The sequence below is a fragment of the Hominisplanchenecus murintestinalis genome, from assembly GCF_943193015.1.
GTDB classification, from domain to species: domain Bacteria; phylum Bacillota; class Clostridia; order Lachnospirales; family Lachnospiraceae; genus Hominisplanchenecus_A; species Hominisplanchenecus_A murintestinalis.
Window position 1 is genome coordinate 93,237 of sequence record NZ_CALPCM010000005.1, and the last position, 18,637, is coordinate 111,873.

Annotated in this window: 7 protein-coding genes and 1 pseudogene; 6 read left to right on the top strand and 2 right to left on the bottom strand. The window is 46.0% G+C overall.

Features of this window, described 5'->3' with window-relative positions; genetic code table 11:
• The first annotated feature begins 20 nt into the window (after window positions 1-20).
• Together NFR99_RS03575 and rbr are read left to right on the top strand one after the other, a co-directional pair.
• Window positions 21-493 (top strand): annotated as a pseudogene (locus tag NFR99_RS03575) (Uma2 family endonuclease).
• Window positions 494-538: 45 nt separating this feature from the next.
• A complete protein-coding gene (rbr, locus tag NFR99_RS03580) occupies window positions 539-1,081 on the top strand; it encodes a rubrerythrin (protein ID WP_251352765.1) in 543 nt (180 codons plus the stop codon).
• An 81-nt stretch (window positions 1,082-1,162) separates the two neighbouring features.
• On the opposite strand, the gene NFR99_RS03585 is transcribed toward rbr, so the two are convergent.
• Window positions 1,163-1,804, bottom strand: a complete 642-nt coding sequence (locus NFR99_RS03585) for a TIGR01906 family membrane protein (protein ID WP_251352767.1) — start codon at window positions 1,802-1,804, stop codon at window positions 1,163-1,165.
• A gap of 300 nt (window positions 1,805-2,104) precedes the next feature.
• Here NFR99_RS03585 and leuS point away from each other — a divergent pair, with 300 nt between their 5' ends.
• From leuS to NFR99_RS03600, 3 genes are all read left to right on the top strand, one after another.
• Window positions 2,105-4,519 carry a leucine--tRNA ligase gene (gene leuS / locus NFR99_RS03590; RefSeq protein ID WP_251352769.1) on the top strand — a complete coding sequence of 805 codons (2,415 nt, stop codon included), beginning with the start codon at window positions 2,105-2,107 and terminating at the stop codon, window positions 4,517-4,519.
• 533 nt (window positions 4,520-5,052) lie between these two features.
• Entirely contained in the window at window positions 5,053-6,039 is a 987-nt protein-coding gene (locus NFR99_RS03595) for a hypothetical protein (RefSeq protein WP_251352771.1), read from the top strand.
• A 155-nt stretch (window positions 6,040-6,194) separates the two neighbouring features.
• Window positions 6,195-11,519 carry a C1 family peptidase gene (locus NFR99_RS03600; RefSeq protein WP_251352773.1) on the top strand — a complete coding sequence of 1,775 codons (5,325 nt, stop codon included), beginning with the start codon at window positions 6,195-6,197 and terminating at the stop codon, window positions 11,517-11,519.
• 83 nt (window positions 11,520-11,602) lie between these two features.
• Here the strand turns inward: NFR99_RS03600 and NFR99_RS03605 are convergent, their stop codons facing one another.
• Window positions 11,603-13,342 carry an Rqc2 family fibronectin-binding protein gene (locus NFR99_RS03605; protein ID WP_120483211.1) on the bottom strand — a complete coding sequence of 580 codons (1,740 nt, stop codon included), beginning with the start codon at window positions 13,340-13,342 and terminating at the stop codon, window positions 11,603-11,605.
• A gap of 433 nt (window positions 13,343-13,775) precedes the next feature.
• Between NFR99_RS03605 and NFR99_RS03610 the strand changes: the two genes are divergently transcribed.
• Window positions 13,776-18,590: a glycoside hydrolase domain-containing protein gene (locus NFR99_RS03610; protein WP_251352775.1), complete on the top strand. Its 4,815-nt coding sequence runs from the start codon at window positions 13,776-13,778 to the stop codon at window positions 18,588-18,590.
• Window positions 18,591-18,637: the final 47 nt, after the last annotated feature.

Consider the following 18,637-nt stretch of genomic DNA (forward strand, 5'->3'; position numbering starts at 1 on the left):
AAGAGAAAGGGTGTGTGATTATGGCATTGGCACAGCAGGGGCTTTATACAGCAGACGATTATTACAATACCCCGGAGAATGTCAGGGCGGAACTGATTGACGGGCAGATTTACTATTAGGCGGCGCCTGCGAGGTTTATCCCGCGCCTTTCGCAGTTAAACTGTGGGAGGGCAGGCGGACGATTGTGGAGCCGGATATCAGTGTAATCTGCGACCCGGATAAACTTACGGACAGGGGGTGCGAGGGCGCGCCGGACTGGATTATCGAAATTATTTCTCCCGGAACATTCAGCCATGATTATGTGCGGAAGCTAAACCTTTATCTGGATGCAGGGGTGAAAGAATACTGGATTGCAGACCCGATGAAAAAGAAGGTATTGGTGTACCATTTGGAAGAGTCTGGGGTTGAACTGGACATTTATAGCTTTGAAGATAAGGTGAAGACACATATTTATGAGGATTTGTGGATTGATTTTCAAGAAATTGGGGAATAAGAAGAGTGAAACAAATTTTGCGTCAAAAATTAACAGGAGGAAAACATGAAAACAACAAAGTATGCAGGAACACAGACAGAAAAAAACCTGGAGGCCGCATTTGCAGGTGAATCACAGGCAAGGAATAAGTACACTTATTTTGCTTCCGCAGCAAAAAAGGAAGGCTACGAGCAAATTGCGAGCCTGTTTTTGAGAACAGCAGACAATGAAAAAGAACATGCAAAGATGTGGTTTAAAGAGCTGAAAGGAATCGGCGATACGAAAGAAAACCTTGCCGCGGCTGCAGATGGCGAAAACTATGAATGGACAGATATGTATGAGGAATTTGCCAAAACAGCAGAGGAAGAAGGGTTCCCGGAGCTTGCAGAAAAGTTCAGGCTTGTAGGGGCAATCGAGAAGCGCCATGAGGAGAGATATCGTGCATTGCTTAAAAACGTGGAGACAGCCGCCGTATTTGAAAAGAGCGAAGTGAAGATATGGGAGTGCCGCAACTGTGGACATATCGTTATTGGAACAAGCGCGCCTGAAGTTTGCCCGACCTGTAACCATCCGCAGAGTTATTTCGAGGTGTATGCGGAGAATTATTAGTCAAATTTGAAAGGCGCGGAGTTCTAGGGAGAGAGAAGGGGCGGTTATTTCGCCCCTTCTCTCTGCGTATATCATGATATTTTAGCTCCAGTGCCTGGAAAGCAATTGTGAAACCAGAAAGGACAGCAGGCTGAAAAAGATTATCAGAACTAAAATAGCAATTGCGCAGTGCAGGAAAAATGCATCCGGCAGTATAGTAATAACAGGGTCTGTCGCCGGGTTGAACAGCCAGTAATCATTGCGGAAGAAAATGTGATGGAAGGTCACAAAAAAATTCTCCCAATTTAGCGCAATCAAGCCTCCAAGAACAGCAGGAACCAGAGGTGTAAGGACACCAGCCAGCTTTAAACAGCCCGCATCTTTTTTTCGGAATTTGAAAAATAAGCCGGCGGTGCCTGCGAAAAGTGTGGATATACAGAGCCACTGGACAAATACAAAAATATTTTTAACTTCTTCGAAATGGATTTTTCCGCTTTCTGACATGGCGAGAGTGGGGAAATCCAATTCTTTTTGTCCAAATATAGAATTATAAGAAATCAGAGTATCATAATTTGTACGGATATCCTCTTCCGATATGCCGGAGGATTCTACGATGCCTAAGGCTTCAATATCATGGTAATACAGTGGGCGGAAGTTCAGCACCAGAACCACCGAAAAGCTGATAAAAAACAACATGAAAACCACCGCCAGGGCGAGATTTGATGGCGAAAATGATTTCTTCATAATGGAGTCCTTTCTTTATGTGCGATTTTGGAGCGGGGGACTGTCGGTTCCGTGGCTGTCAGGGGTAAGCGACAAACCGCAGTTTGAAGGCGCCGCAGTCTCCTCTGCCTATGAATAAAGTATACTGCATCTATTGACAAATGCAAGGGAAATGAGTAGAATTATTAAGAGTTTTTGTAGCAAAAGTTACTATGAGCGGAGCAAATAGCAGCCAAATATACGTGCAGACACGTCTGCTTGGCTCGTTGCCATCAGGAATGAAAATAAAGAGACGACACGAAGTGTTAGGAGGCAGAAATTATGAGCGTACCTTATAATCATAAGGCGATTGAATCAAAGTGGCGCAAACACTGGGAAGAGAAACCGGTAAACGTTAATGACGGAAAGAAACCAAAATATTATTGTCTGGATATGTTTCCGTATCCGTCAGGAAATGGGCTTCATGTAGGGCATTGGAGAGGCTATGTGATTTCAGATGTGTGGAGCCGCTACAAGATGCTTCAGGGATATTATCTGATTCATCCGATGGGCTGGGATGCGTTTGGGCTTCCGGCTGAAAATTACGCCATTAAGACAGGCCAGCATCCTGCCATTTCGACGAAACAGAATGTTGATAATATTAAGCGCCAGATTAATGAGATTGCATCAATTTATGACTGGGATATGGAAGTAAATACCACGGATCCGGATTTCTATAAATGGACGCAGTGGATTTTTGTGAAAATGTTTAAAGAGGGACTGGCATACGAGAAGGAATTTCCGATTAACTGGTGCCCATCCTGTAAGACCGGACTGGCAAATGAAGAGGTTACAAACGGCGTCTGCGAGCGCTGTGGAACTGCCGTGACGAAGAAGAACCTGCGTCAGTGGATGCTGCGCATTACGAAATATGCAGACAGGCTGCTGGCGGATCTGGATAAGCTGGACTGGCCGGAAAAGGTTAAGAAGATGCAGTCGGACTGGATTGGAAAATCCTATGGGGCGGAGGTTGAGTTCCCAGTGGAGGGAACAGACGAGAAGATTACGGTTTATACGACCAGGCCGGATACTCTGTACGGCGCAACATTTATGGTGCTGGCGCCGGAGCATGCGTTAGCGGCAGGGCTTGCCACAGAGGAAACAAAAGAAGCGGTAGAAAAATACATTTATGATTCTTCTATGAAATCAAATGTAGACCGTCTGCAGGATAAGGAAAAGACAGGCGTATTTACAGGAAGCTATGCGCTCAATCCGTTGAACGGGGCGAAAGTGCCGATTTGGCTCTCTGATTATGTGCTGGCTGATTATGGTACGGGCGCTATTATGTGCGTACCTGCCCATGACGATCGTGACTTTGAATTTGCGACGAAATTTAATATTCCGATTATCCAGGTTATTGCGAAAGACGGGAAAGAAATTGAACATATGACAGAGGCTTATACAGAGGCGGCGGGAACGATGATTAATTCCGGTGAGTGGAACGGTATGGAATCTTCTGTGCTGAAGAAAGAAGCTCCGATGATGATTGAGGAGCGGGGGATTGGAAGAAAGACCGTGAACTATAAGCTCCGTGACTGGGTATTTTCACGCCAGCGTTACTGGGGCGAGCCGATTCCGATTGTACACTGTCCGAAGTGTGGAAACGTACCTGTCCCGGAGGAAGACCTTCCGCTGCGTCTGCCGGATGTGGAATCCTATGAGCCTACCGGAACCGGAGAATCACCGTTGGCTGCGATTGAGGACTGGGTAAATTGTAAATGTCCTGTTTGCGGTGCAGATGCGAAGAGAGAGACAAATACGATGCCTCAGTGGGCGGGGTCTTCGTGGTATTTCCTGCGCTATGTGGACAGCCATAATGATAAGGAACTGGTTTCTAAAGAGAAAGCAGACAAGTACCTTCCGGTAGATATGTATATCGGAGGGGTGGAACACGCGGTGCTTCATCTGCTGTATTCGAGATTTTATACAAAGTTCCTGTATGATATCGGAGCTGTTGATTTTGACGAGCCGTTCCAGAAGTTGTTTAATCAGGGTATGATTACCGGAAAGAATGGAATTAAGATGAGTAAGTCCAAAGGGAATGTAGTATCGCCGGATGATCTGGTAAGAGATTACGGCTGCGATTCTCTGAGGATGTATGAGCTGTTCGTAGGACCGCCGGAGCTGGACGCCGAGTGGGACGACAGGGGAATCGACGGCGTGTACCGTTTCATTACCCGTTTCTGGAAACTGGTAACGGAGAATAAAGACAAAGATGTGAAGCCTACAAAAGAAATGCTGAAAGTGCGTCATACTATGGTACACACGATTACGCAGAGGCTGGAAAGCTTCAGCTTGAATACCGTAGTTTCCGGATTCATGGAGTTTAATAATAAAATGATTGAACTGGCAAAGCGTGAGGGTGGCATTGACAAAGAGACGTTGGAGACAGCCGTAATTTTGTTAGCGCCGTTTACGCCGCATCTTTCCGAGGAACTGTGGGAGCAGCTTGGACATACAGAGTCTGTATTTAAAAATGAATGGCCGAAGTACGATACAGAGGCGATGAAAGATGATGAAGTCCAGGTTCCGGTACAGATTAACGGAAAAACGAAAGTGGTGATCAGTATCCCGGCAGAATGTTCGAAGGAAGAGGCGCTTGCATCGGGAAAAGCAGCGATTGCTGATAAGCTGACAGGTACGGTTGTGAAAGAAATTTATGTACCGAAGAAAATCCTTAACTTTGTTGTGAAATAAAATATGACTGCCGCACAGGAAATGAAAAATTTCAGGTGCGGCAGTTTTTCTACATTTGAAAAGTTCTGTAATCATGGAAAGCTCGGCATCTTCAGGCGGATGGTTACCTTGAGGCAGCTATTCTGCCTAAATTCAGTATGAATCTGGAACTTGAAGCATCAGGGGGAATTACAGGCGTGCAGAAAGGATATCTGACAGCCAGAGTTTGAATTCGGCTTTTTTCCGAATGAAATATTCGTTCAGGGAAGAGCTGAATTTGTAATTTCAAGAGTAACTGTGAAGGTACTAAACAGTTAGTTTCAAGATACTTTTCTATCTTGTGAAAAAGGGGCTGACATTTTCTTTAAACAGTGCTATACTGCACATAAGCATTTTATTTCTAAACAGATTCTTTTTGTGGCATATAGTCACTCTCTATCTATGGCAAGTCTGCCGTTCTTAGAAATGTTCGATGCTGAAACCCAAAGAAAAAAGGCGGAGAGGATTTCTAAAAGAGACAGGCGTCCTCCCTGCTGTTTAAAGGAGGACAATGGATGAATAAAATAAAAAATGAATCAGTAACCATAAAGCAGCCGGCAGGCTCAGCGCCTGCGCCTGTGCGTGTTTACAAAGACAGGATTTTCCGGATGATTTTTAAGGAAAAGAAAGAATTTTTGGAACTGTATAATGCCTTGAATGGCACGGGCTATGCTAATTCGGACGAACTGGTAGTGACGACGTTGGAAAATGCTATCTATATGAATATGAAAAATGATGTGTCGTTTCTTCTGCATGACCAGCTTACCCTGTATGAGCACCAATCCACAAATAACCCTAATATGCCACTGCGGAATCTTTTCTATGTGGCAGATGTGTATTCCGGGCTGGTGCAGTTAGAGAATTTATACCGTTCCCGTCCGGTGCAGATACCGGAACCCCGATTTGTGGAATTTTACAATGGAACAAAAGAATTGCCGGAACGCAGCGAGCGGAAACTGTCTGATTTATATTTTCATCCGGTAGATAATCCAGCGTTGGAGCTAAAGATACTGGTACTGAATATTAATCCAGGCTATAATATGGAATTGATGGGGAAATGCCGGACATTGTGGGAATACATGATTTTTGTGAGCAAAGTCCGGGAGTATAGCAGAGGGATGCCATTGTCACAGGCAATGGAGAAGGCTGTTGCCGGGGCTATTAAAGAAAACATACTTGCCGATTTTTTAAGGAAAAACCGTGCGGAGGTGATAAAAGTGGGAATCTATGAATATAATGAAGAACTTCATATCCAACAGGAACGCGAAGATGCGAGGGAAGAGGGAATAAAAGAAGGAGTAAAAAAGGGCAGCTGGCTAAATTTGTGGAATCTTATCCGTAAGAAGATGGAAAAGGGACTTTCGGCTGAGGAAACGGCAGATATATTGGAAATAGACGTATCAACCGTGCAGAAATATTATATTCTAATTAAAGAAGAACCGGGATTAAGTGATGATGAGTTTTACAGAAAGTATTTGAAAATGAAAAACAGCACCATATAAATATGATGAAAACACAAAAGACAGGAATGAATTTTCAAACAGGCTCTAGGGTTTGGCGTAATCCAGTGCCAGAAATTGCTTGACTTTACCTATGGAAAACGATTATCCTATATCCATATGATTTCGAGCAGCGATATGCGGGGAAGGGGTAGAAGATGAAAATTAAATTTTTAAAGAACCAGCGAATAAGCATCCTGCTGGCAGCAGTTATGGTGCTGGCTGGGATGCCGGAAACTTATGTACGAGCGGAAGGGATAGAGCAGGCAGTATCTATGGCGGAGCCTATAGAGAATGTGGCAGAGAAGCAGGTTCCGGTCTACAGACTGGAGAAAAAAGGAGAAGCTTCCGATTATGGTTACCAGGCAATGGCATGGGTAGATGAGGACGGAAATGAGGTAGAAGGGGAATCCCTTTATTCGGAGGAAGGAGGGGCTGCACGTGTAAAAGCAAGGAGTGTCCTTCCGGATGCATACGATATGCGTGAGCAGGGAGAGCTTCCTGGTGTGAGGAACCAGGGACAATGGGGGACTTGCTGGGCGCATGCGGCGATAGCTTCTGTAGAGACGAATATGGTGAAGAACGGGCTGGCAAATGTCGGAAGCGTGGACTACTCCGAGCGGCATCTTTCGTATTTTTCTCATAAAAGGAACGCGGCGCTTGGGGATGGAACAGATAATAAAGACAATCAGTATCTCTGGTACGGAGGAGGCAATTATCAGATGGCTGTGGCACAGCTGGCAGGCTGGTATGGCGCAGCGGCGGAAAGCGATTATCCGTATTATGCATATACAACAGAAGGCGAGATGAGGGATCTGGCAGAGGGAGAACGCAGTAAGGCGGTGAGCCATTTGACAAATGCCAGTGTGCTGAGTATGCCGGAAGAGAGCGGGCAGACAGAAGCTCAAAAGGAGCGGATGCGCCTTGAGACGATGGACAGGGTGAAACGTGCTGTGATGGATAACGGCGCGGTGATGTGCTCTTATTATACAGGCGATGGTACTTTAGCATCTGCATTGGAGGAGGTATACAATGCGGATAAGCATGACATAGATCATTCGGTGAGCATTGTAGGGTGGGATGACAACCATGACACGACGTCGGCAGAATCCAATTTTTCTGACAAAGGAAGGAAGCCAAAAGCAAATGGAGCCTGGCTGTGCCGAAACAGCTGGGGCAGCGCCTGGGGAGACGGCGGGTATTTCTGGATATCTTATGAGGATGCGACTCTCGGTGAATTCTGCAGCTTTGAGGCGGATGCGGTGTCTAATTATGAAGAAGTCCATCAGTATGACGGCGCAGGCTACAACAGTACCATCGGTTATGAGAAGGCGGCAAATATTTTTCATACAGAGTATGTGGAGGAGCTGAAAGCAGTTTCTTTTTATGCATTTAAAGACTATGATTATCTGATAGAGATTTACACAGGAGACATTCCTGCAAAGGATAATCCTGATGTGAAACTGGAGAAACCCTCCGACGGTACTCTGGCATATTCCCAGCAGGGAAGCCTGGACACCCCCGGATATCATACGATTCCACTGGATACCGGCGTGATTCTCTGGAGCGGCATAGACTACGCAGTATCTGTGCAGCTGATACCGAAGGATGGAGGGAGCGCGGTTACATATTTTGAAGCAGGTGATGCGTATACGGCAGAACCTGGGCAATCTTTCTTCTACAGCAATGGGGAATGGACAGATACCACCACAATGACGGACGGGCAGGGACAGAATCTGGGATTTAAAAATGTCTGCATTAAGGTATTCAGCGATTATATCAGGGAATGGGATAAGCCCATGCTGAAGGCTGAAATTGACGAGGCGGCGAAAGTGACGGACTCCGAAAAGTATACAAAAGCATCCTGGGATGCTTTTACTGAGAAGCGCGGCTTTGCGGAATGGATTTTTGCGCATCTGGATACACTGGAGGAAGAAACCTGGACGGAAGCAGAGAAAAAGAATCTTATTCTGAGGCAGGTTATGGATCTCAGGGCAGCCCGGATGGCGCTTGCTCCGGCGGAAATATATATAAAAAATCCGGCGGAGTTTGAGAATTTTGCACATATGGTATCCAGCGGTGCGGATTATGAGGGACAGACGGTGCGGCTCATGCAGGATTTAGATATGAGTGGTATTTCCCACCATCCGGTCGGAAGCGGCCAGGCAGCTTTTGAGGGAACGTTTGACGGCGGCGGACATTCTATCGTGAATTTGGAAAATGAGTACGAATATGGGTACAGCGGCCTGTTCGCTTTGATAGGAGAGAAGGGAACAGTCAAAAACCTGAAACTGACGGAGGTGGAATTTGTATTTAAAGAATGGCTGGCAGGCGGGATAGCGGCGGAGAACAGAGGAACGATCAGCGGATGCCAGATAGAGGGGAACATCCTTTTTGACTGCGCAGGTTTTCAACTGGGAGGTTTGGCAGGAAGCAATAAGGGAACAATAGAAGAGTCGTCTTTAAATGGAAAAGTTACCTTCAGCGCGGCGACAGGAGCAAGTTCAGGATATTATGTAGGCGGTCTGGTGGGGAACAATTGGGGGAATATTTCTAAGTGTTTTATAGAAGGTCAGATTGTTTCGGACAGCAATGCATCTACAGGGGGAATCGTGGGATGGAGCGAACCGGATTCCGTGGTGGAACAGTGTTATAATATGGCAGTCATCGACGGTGCGCCTTCTGGTAATACGTGTACCGGAGGTATAGGCGTGATGATGGCAGGTACGACTGCCAACTGCTTTAATTATGGCGTAATCCGGCGTCCGGCAGGAGCAAATGGCGCGGTGTATGTCTGGCTGAATGAGAACGGGAAGCCAATGGGGACAGTATCGAATTGCTACTACCTGGATAGCAGCAGCGCAAAGGGCGGATATGCAGACCAATCGCAGATTGGCAAGATGACTGCAGACGAATTCGCGTCAGGAAAAACGGCATATTACCTGAATACAAATGGCGGCAATGGAGCGAGCGCCAGAGCATGGTCACAGGGAGAAGGAGCGCCGATATTTGCGGATGAGGAAAATAAAGCAGTTATAAAAGTAGATATCAGCCAGGGCAATCGTGACTATACAGTTTCTTTTCACGGAGTATCATCCGGAGAGCTTTACGTGAAGGGAGGAAGTGAGGTAACGGCTGCCGTGACAAAATCCCAGGGGCGGGAACCGGAGGCCGGAGAGGAATTGGTAGTGGTAAGCGCGACAAACCTCGTGCGTTCAGAAGCGGACTACTTCACATTTATTATGCCAGAGGAAGATGTGCGTACAGTTGTGTCCGGCGGTGTGGAAACTAAAAAGTACACAGTAACCCTTCCGACGGACAGCAGATATGAGCTGAAATCCTGTGAGGGGTATGTGAGCGGACGCGTTGACGGTGAATATCGGTTTACCATAGAGACAGTACCAGGATATGAAGTGACATCTGTGAAACGCAGCGACACCGGAGCCGCCGTAATTCCACTGAACGGAATCTATCAGGTTGACGGCATAATTTCGGATGTAACATTGAGTGTTGAAGGTATCAGGCTCGCAAATGGCTGTTATACTGTGGAAAAGTATAATGGATTTGTAGGGGCGGAGGCGGTAATTACCCCGAAAGCGCCTGCATCCGGAATAAAAGCAGCAGGAGCAAATGAGTTTTCTGACAGCCTTACAGTGCCTACGGATAGGAGCGTGACAGTAGTGGCATGCGACGGGGAAGGCATTCAGAGCGATGAAGAAACGATTACTTTTGATAAGGTGGATACCACGGCTCCGGTGATAGCTTCCGTGGAAAATGTGACAGAAGGAGACTATTATGACGAGGCAGTCATCCGGGTGGAGGCGAGCGATGCTGAGAGCGGTATAGCGGGATATTCTTTTGACGGAGGTAAGACCTGGCAGGAAGAGAATGAGTATTTGACGGATTGCGGAGAATCTGAACAGGCATTAGCAGGGCGGGTTATGGTTCGTGATAATGTAGGAAATGTGGCAGAGTATACAGGTTCGGCAACGATTCCGGCATCTGTAAAACGTGACAGTGCGCTGACGCTTTCAGCCGATCAGGAATCTTGTCCATATGGAGCAGAGGTAATGCTTACTGCGGAGCTTATCGCAGAGGATTTGGAGAATGTGTCTAATTATGGGAAAGTAACCTTTTTAGCATTGGATGGAACCCTGTTGGGAACCGCGGATATGGTTTCAGGAGAGGGAGGAAAAGTCCGGGCGCAGTTTAAATTGTTGGATTCCCTGTACGGAAATGTGGGAACAAAGTCCTATAAAGCATCTTATAACGGAAAAGGAACACCATTTAAAAACTGCGAATCCGGGGAATGCCAGCTGAGTATCCGCAAGGCGGCTGCTGCAGAAATAAAAACGGAAGTTCCTGAAAGAAAGACTGTGTCGGCTTCCGAACAGTACACAGAAGATGAGCTGAAAGCGCTTATTGGAATTGAACAGATAGAAGTGATGACGGATTCCGGGATTAAGAGGTATCTTCCGGTAGAATGGAGTACATCAGACGCATACCGTATAAAAGGAGGCACATACCATTATACCGGGAAGATTTTTGGCAATGAAAATATTGATGTGCCGGAAGATATGATACTTCAAACGGCAATATCTGTAGAACCGGTGGTTTTGAGCGGAGTGCTGTCGCTTCCCTCGATAGAAGTAGAGCAGGCTGGCAATGCTTTGGCTGGGATATCGGATTTGGGACAGGGAATGTTCCCGAATACAGGAACTGTCAGGGTGGGCAGCGCAGACGTTTCATACAGCGTTGTATGGGATCAGACAGAAAGATTAGACCTTACGGTAGTTGGAAATTCAACGGAGTTTACCGGGGTTGTAATATATGAAGATGTGCCAGAGTGGGTAACTGTACCGGAATCTGCCAGGATCAGCAGAAAAGTAACCGTAAAGGCAAAGGCGGCGCCTGTGCCCGGCCCGGTGACAGTCCTTCCCGTAAAGCAGAAACCGGCTGCTGTAACAGGGGTGACAGCAGAACCAAACACAGCCTCTATAAAAGTGAAATGGAACAAAATAGAAGGTGCAGACAGGTATGTAGTGTCTGTTTACCAGGGAAACAAATTTTTGAAATCCTATACAACAGCAGAGTGCAGCATGACAGTAAAAAAACTGAAAAAGGTGACGAAGTATTCTGTAAAGGTTGCAGCGGTGAACCAGGCCGGGCAGGGACAGGATTCCGCTCTCGTGAAAACGGGAACATGCCCGGGCAAGCCCAAGCTTTCCACAGTGAAAAAAGCAGGAAAGGGAAAAGCGAAAGTGGCATTTAAAAAAGTAAGCAAAGCCCAGGGCTATGCGGTTTTCAGCAAAATGGGAAAAGGAAAGTATAAGAGAGTAGGAACTACGAAAAAAACATCCTTCACAGTGAAGAAACTCAAGAAAGGGAAGAAATATAGTTTCCAGGTGAAAGCTTACATCAAAAATGGAAGTACTTATGTATATGGAAAAGCATCCAATACAAAGACATACAAAGTAAAATAATATAAAAACCGTCACTGTGAACGGAGCGGATAACAAAAGGGAATCCGGCAGAAAGCAAAGAAGAGTGCGTTCTGCCGGATTTTTTAGATGATTTGTTCAATTTCCGAAATGTCAGAATCAATGAGCATGGAATAGTTTGTGTGATAGATTACGAAGCCCGGAAGTTTTCCATTGACTTTCTTGACATGCTTTTTCTGCACATAGTCAATCTCGGTTTTTTCTGCCTCGCTGTTGGCAGAATAGTGCGCGGCAAGCCGGGCAGCTTCCTCGTAAGTTCTGTCGGGCATTTCTCCGCCGTCCGGGTTTTTTACGATGACGTGGGAGCCGGGAGCGCCCTTTGCATGGAACCACCAGTCGTTTCCGCTGGCAAATTTAAAGGTCAGCTCTTCATTTTGAAAATTATTTTTTCCTACATATATATGATAGCCGTCGCCGGACAGGAAATGCAGGGGCCTGGAGGTGATTTTTACTTTCTTTCCGGCGTGTTTCCGGCGGATATAACCGTATTGGGTCAACTCTTCTTTGATTTGTACTAAATCTTCTTCAGAAAGCGCGATATCCAGTGCAGTGCGGATGGATTCCAGATGTTCGATGGCTTCCTTCGTTTCTACGGTCAATTTTTGCAGAGCTTCACAGGTACGCTTGAGTTTATTATATCTGTCAAAATTTTTCCGGGCATTTTCCTGGGGAGTCATGGTTGGGTCCAGAGGTATGGATATCATTTCGTTTGTGTAGTAGTTCAGGGCATCCAGCTTTTTCGTGCCTGGTTCAAGGCCGTATCCATAGGCATTTATCAATTCCCCGTAAACTTTGTATTTTTCCCGTTTCTCCGTATCTTTCAGCTGGCGGAGCTGGAGGTCGTATTTTTTATAATCCCGTTCAAGGGCGGTCTGTACAATGCGGCGGATATCGGCGGAGCGCTGGCGAATGCGTGTGATAGCATTTTTAGCGGCATAGTAAGTTTCCAGTACATCGGATACCGCAGTATATTCCAGGGATGTAAAGTCCTGATACTGCGTGAGCGGCACAGAGGAGAATTCCACGGGTTCTTTTCCGTTGTAGATGATAAGAGGGGAAAAATGCCCTGTCCGTACATTGTCCATCAGCATAGAGAAAATATGGTATAGATGTGTCTGCTCAGACTCCGAGAGGGAATTGGCGCTTTGGGAGGACTCCAGAGAGCTGCGATGGCAAATTTCCTCTGCAATCAGAGGGCTGATTCCTGTCAGCGTCATATACAATGCCTTTGCCAGCGGCATGGGCCTGGTACACACAGATGCCTTGAAATCCCGTTCTGAAATGATGAGGGGATCATATTTTTCTGATGTGGCCGGGATGAAGTAGTTTCGTCCCGGAAGCACTTCGCGGATAGAGCTCATCTGTGCGCTTACATGTTTAATGCTGTCAATAATCATGCCCTTATCGTCGCAGAAAATGATATTGCTGTGTTTTCCCATAATCTCCACAATCAAATCTTTCCGGCATAGATCACCCATTTCATTGAGATGTTCAATCTCAAAATGGATAATACGTTCCAGGCCGGGCTGCCATATTTTTGTGAACTTTCCGCTGCCAATATATTTGCGCAGCAGCATGCAGAAATTAGGGGCGGTCAAAGGGCCGGGTTTGTTTTTTTGTGTAAAATAAATAAGCGGAAGACTTGCGCCCGCTGAAATCAGCAGGCGGTATTGAGTTTTGTTGTTTTTTATAGTAATCAGCAATTCATCATTTTCCGGCTGTGCGATTTTGTTGATTTTTCCTCCAAGTATGGATTCATTCAGTTCTTTTACCATATTTGCGATTACGATTCCGTCAAGTGCCATAAGTTTCTCCTTCTGTGATAGATTCATGAAATATATATCAGCCAGTATAGCAGAAAAGTTGTTTTTTGGCTACAGACGCGCATAGATTTCCTCGTTATGTGCTGTTTATGTTTATTGGTAACATTTCAGCCTTCGGCTTCACTGTTACGGAATCCAGCCCATTTAAAGTTTGCTGTTCGCAAAGGGCTGGATTCTCTGGCTGAATTTACGCATTCTCAGGGACTTTGCAGCAGGTGCAAAGTCCTGGGCTGAACGGCTACGTTTATTGACAAAATTAATAAAGTTAGTATTGCATAATGAATAAAATAATTTTATAATATAGAGAAGAGTTTGGCACTTTTTTTAGGAATATGGTCGTAAATTTAATGGTGAATTGTACAATGCGCATAGGTTTAGGGCCGTTCCGCTAAAATTATGAAAGGGAGAAAGCTAAATGAAACAAATTGTAAAAAAGATACTATGTGGTTTTTTGGCATTGCTGCTGGCATTGCCCCTGAATTTGATAGGGGTACAGGCAGCGGATAGCTTGCCGGAAGAGAGGAAGATAGGGCGTGCAGCGGATGAAGTTACCGCTCTGAAAAGCGGTATAGTAGATTCGACACAGCTTAATTATTTTAGCTATACGGCTTATAGCGGGAAATCCTGGACATTGAATGCAAACGAATCGTACATTGATTTGGGGGCGTCTGATGCCAAGGCAAATGAATGCTACTATGAGATTCATTTTCGCGGAAGCGGGATTAAGGTGTATGCCGTAAAGGCATCTAATCATGGGAAAGTAGCGTTTACAGTGGATGGAGAAGAAGGCCAGATGGTAGATTTGTACAATTCTTCACGATCCGAGCAGCTCGTGTATGAAGTCAGCGGTCTTTCGGAAGGAGAACATGTACTGAAAGCGATAACGCAGACGGAGAAAAGCGGAAGAAGTATTGTAAATCAGGTATCTTATGCAGAAATTACGCACCAGCCGTATAAGGGCGGCATTCCAAATCTTGGAGGTACGATTGAAGACACGAATACGCAGTATACACAGGAGCGTTACGGCGAAATTTCGGCGAAAAGCACGACATCTGCGAAATTGACGGCATGGAAAAATGATAAGGCAGTCAGTGAGCTGGTTCTGTATTCTAAAAACTGCAGCCTGGAAAATGTAAGCATTGAAGCCGGTGCGCTGACAAATGGGAGTGATACGATTCCGGCGGACAACATTACAGCGACATTTATCAAATCAACAAAAGCATACAATGGCAGTTACTTAGGATATGGAAGTAAAGACCGCGAAGTTCCTGCGGCGACTGCATCCAACAGGAGCGAGTCTTCCGATATTCTTTATCAGACTACGCCTGTTGACATCGGGTGGAACAAATTGCAGCCGGTATGGGTAGAATTCAATATTCCAAAGGATGCAGCGGCAGGAATTTATACCGGAACGCTGAAAGCGACGGCGGACGGTATTGAGAACCCTATAGTATTTAACTATACAGTAACTGTGCAGAATGCAGTTCTGCCGGATATTGAGGAGATGGCGGGTGCGTTTGATGTAGAGCTGTGGCAGTATCCTTATGCGAGTGCGGAATACTATAATGTAACTCCGTTTTCAGAAGAGCATCTTAATATCATGCGTTCTTCTATGCTGAAATATAAAGAGGTAGGCGGTCATGCGATTACCACGACCATTGTAGAAGAGGCGTGGAGCGGACAGACGTACAGTGCAAACGAAGTCCATTACCCCTCTATGGTGAAATGGACAAAGAAGGCGGACGGCAGTTTTGCATATGATTATAAAGACTTTGATGCATGGGTAAATTTCTGCAAATCTCTTGGAATCGGAGATAAAATTGTTCTTTATAGCATCGCTCCATGGCATAATTCCTTTACGTACTGGGAGGGGGAAGAGCTGAAATATGAGAGTTTTACTGCCGGAAGCGACAGATATAGGGAAGTATGGACGGATTTTCTGGAGAATCTGATTGAGCATTTGGAGGAAAATGAGTGGTTTGATGACGCTTATATTGGAATTGATGAGAGAGGGTTCAGTACGGCGGCATTTGATTTGGTAGATTCAGTGGAGAACAGCAACGGCGAAAGTTTAAAGACAGCAGGCGCGATGGACAATTTCGTAGGTAAGCGAGATCTGGCTATGCGTGTGGATGATTTGAATATAGGCGATAATGCTGCTGTTGCGCATGCGGATGACTTTGCGCAGCTTCTGGCTGACAGGGAGGCGGCAGGACTCCGTACTACACTGTATTCCTGTACGGAACACCGTCCGGGCAATTTCTCTCTGAGCACGCCGATGGAGAGCTATTGGTCTATTGTAAATGCGGGAAAAGCGGGTACGGCAGGGTTCCTGCGCTGGGCGTATGACGCATGGGTTGCAGATCCGCTGAATGACGCTACTCACAATGCTTTTGAGCCGGGAGACTGTTTCCTTATATATCCGGCCGAGAAAGACGCGGCAGATAAGACATGTAAAAGTTCAGTGCGCCTGGAACGCATGGCGGAGGGTGTACGTGACGTAAATAAGCTGCGTCTGATAGAAAAGGAGGTGCCAGAGCTTTCCGAAGAAATTGAAACGTTGTATGCGGGAATACTCACAACGGCAAGTACAGGCCGAACATATCTCTCAGCAGCAGAAAAGACACAGCTTGAGGGGGAAATGAATGCCTTTAAAGAAGGCGTTGCAAGAATTACGAAGAAATATCTGAAAGAAACAGTAGATGGCCTTTATATCGAAGAATCCAGTAAGGAACTGGTACAGGATACTACCTGGCAGATTCCGGTAACGTTACGGAGCGATATTGAGGATAAGACAGTGATTTATAAGTCTTCAGATACGTCTGTGGCTGCAGTGGATGCAAACGGTGTGGTAACCGCAAGGAAACCGGGAGCGGTTACTATCACAGCTATGAATAAAGCAAGCGGATACGCGGATATGGTAGAAGTTACTGTTACAAAGAAAGTGATGTATATCAGTAACAAGCTGACGGATTATAAACTGCCGGAAAAATATCTTTCAGATGTTGAAAAACATGCAGACCATGAACCAATATCAGAGTCGAATCCGAATAGCCGTCTCTATTTGGGACAGCCGGATATGGTAATGCTGGATGATGAGAAGACATTGATTACTGTTTATCCGGTAGGGCATGGGAAAGGTTCAGTTATCATGCAGATTAGCTATGATGCCGGAGAAACATGGATAGAAAGAACGCAGGAGCCGGTGGTGAAGGATGAAGAAACAGGGGAAGATTTATGGCCGTCTGCACCTGTCTCATGGAAAACATCTTATGAAACGCCGACACTGTACAAATTGAATATGACAGACGGGACGACAAAATTGATTATGATTTCAGGAAGACCGGAAAGCTTTGGCGCACCTACAGGGGGATGGGATACTTCCATATCTGAAGATGGCGGAATCACATGGTCAGAATATCAGACTTTCTGCGAGAACTTTGCGGACGGTACCAGGAATGAGACAGTGGTGGCGATGGCAAGCCTGATTCAGTTAAAGGATGAAAAAGGAAATTACATTGATAAATGGATGGGCGTGTACCATAATGGTACCACATTTGTAAATTATAAGACATATTTGACGTTTGATGAAGAAGGTAATGAGCAGTGGACAACGCCGGTTCCCTATCTGAGCGAGTACCGTTCTATCGAATCGTCGCATCAGATTTGTGAAGTGGGAATGTTCCGCTCACCGGACGGAAAGAGGATTGTGGCATTGGCAAGAAATCAGTCACATAATGGTCCGGCGACTATGTTTTATTCTGATGATGAAGGCGAGACGTGGAGCAAGCCGGTGGACCTTCCGGGATCACTGGCGGGTGAACGCCATAAAGCCATGTATGACCCGACAGACCCGACAGGCCAGCGTCTGATTGTGACTTTCCGTGAAATCTGCTATGATCTGAATGATAACAATGAGTTCAATGGGGGCAGCGATTGGGTGGCAGGAGACTGGATTGCCTGGGTAGGCACCTATGATGATATTATGAATCAGGAGCAGGGAGAGTACCGCATTTTGCTCTGTGAAGATTGGGCGCATAATGCCAAATCCGGTGATACAGGGTATACGGGGCTTGTTGTGCAGCCGGACGGAACCTTTATCATGGACGCTTATGGGCATTGGGATAAAGAGTGGTGGGCTGAGAAGCATGGAAGCCTGAGCGGGTATAATGTTTATAATGATCTGTGCTATATTAAACAGGCAAAATTTAAACTGTCTGATTTAGATGAGCTCGTATTGCCATCGATGCGGAACAGCCTGGAGAAAGAAATTGAAAAGGCAATTCCTCTGTCTGAGGAGTCACGATATTCAAAGCGCACTTGGGCAGTATACCAGGATGCACTGGCAAAAGCACAGCAGGTATTAGACAACAGCAGCAGTACGCAGAATGAATGTTATGCGGCACGAGACGCGCTGAAAGATGCGAGATATTCCCTGTTGGTTGCAGGTACGGATGAACGAGATGATTTGGACGATGAAATTTCGAATATCCTGAACGATAAAGAGAAGCCGTCAGATGCTTCCAAGTATGAAAAAGAGAGCTGGGATAAATATCAGGCGGCATTGGATGAAATCAAAAAAATACAGAGTAATCCGAAAAGTACGAAGGAGGAACTGGAAGAAGCGCTGAATAAGCTTACAACGGCAATCGAAGGGTTAAAACCGGCAGGGAGTTCCGGAGGAGATAAACCGGAACCAACCCCGAACCCAGAGCCGAAACCGGAACCAACCCCGAATCCGGGGCCAAATCCAGGGCCACAGCCTAATCCAACCCCAACCCCGCAGCCGCCGTTCAAGAAGGGCATTGTCGTCAAAGCGGGCAACGGCCGTTACCAGGTGATTGATGAAAAGCGGAAGACCGCCAGGCTGGTAGAAGTAATCAATAAGAAAAAGACTACTTTGAGCGTTCCGGCAACAGTTAAGATTAATGGCGAAATATGTAAGGTGACGGAGGTTGGAGAGAAAGTCATGAAAGGCAACTCCAAGCTGAGGAAAGTAGTCCTTGGCAAGTATGTCGCTACAATCGGAAAACAGGCATTTATGAATTGTAAGAAACTGGCGAATGTTCAGCTAAAAGGGAAAGATTTGAAGAACATACGTCCGAGGGCATTTAAGAAGACTTCAGCGAAGCTGAAAGTAAGTGCAAAGAAGATGAATAAGAAGCAGAAAGCAAAGCTCCTGAAAGCCTTGAAGAAATCTGGAAGCAGCAAAAAAGTTAAGGTGAAATAGTGAGTGGATAGAAAATAGCCATGGGGAAGAGGAATGTCTAACCTATG

Bases quoted from the DNA above. Each gene is read 5' to 3' on its own strand.
- rbr (WP_251352765.1), top strand. From the start codon at position 539: ATGAAAACAACAAAGTATGCAGGAACACAGACAGAAAAAAACCTGGAG.
- NFR99_RS03585 (WP_251352767.1), bottom strand. From the start codon at position 1,804: ATGAAGAAATCATTTTCGCCATCAAATCTCGCCCTGGCGGTGGTTTTC.
- leuS (WP_251352769.1), top strand. From the start codon at position 2,105: ATGAGCGTACCTTATAATCATAAGGCGATTGAATCAAAGTGGCGCAAA.
- NFR99_RS03595 (WP_251352771.1), top strand. From the start codon at position 5,053: ATGAATAAAATAAAAAATGAATCAGTAACCATAAAGCAGCCGGCAGGC.
- NFR99_RS03600 (WP_251352773.1), top strand. From the start codon at position 6,195: ATGAAAATTAAATTTTTAAAGAACCAGCGAATAAGCATCCTGCTGGCA.
- NFR99_RS03605 (WP_120483211.1), bottom strand. From the start codon at position 13,342: ATGGCACTTGACGGAATCGTAATCGCAAATATGGTAAAAGAACTGAAT.
- NFR99_RS03610 (WP_251352775.1), top strand. From the start codon at position 13,776: ATGAAACAAATTGTAAAAAAGATACTATGTGGTTTTTTGGCATTGCTG.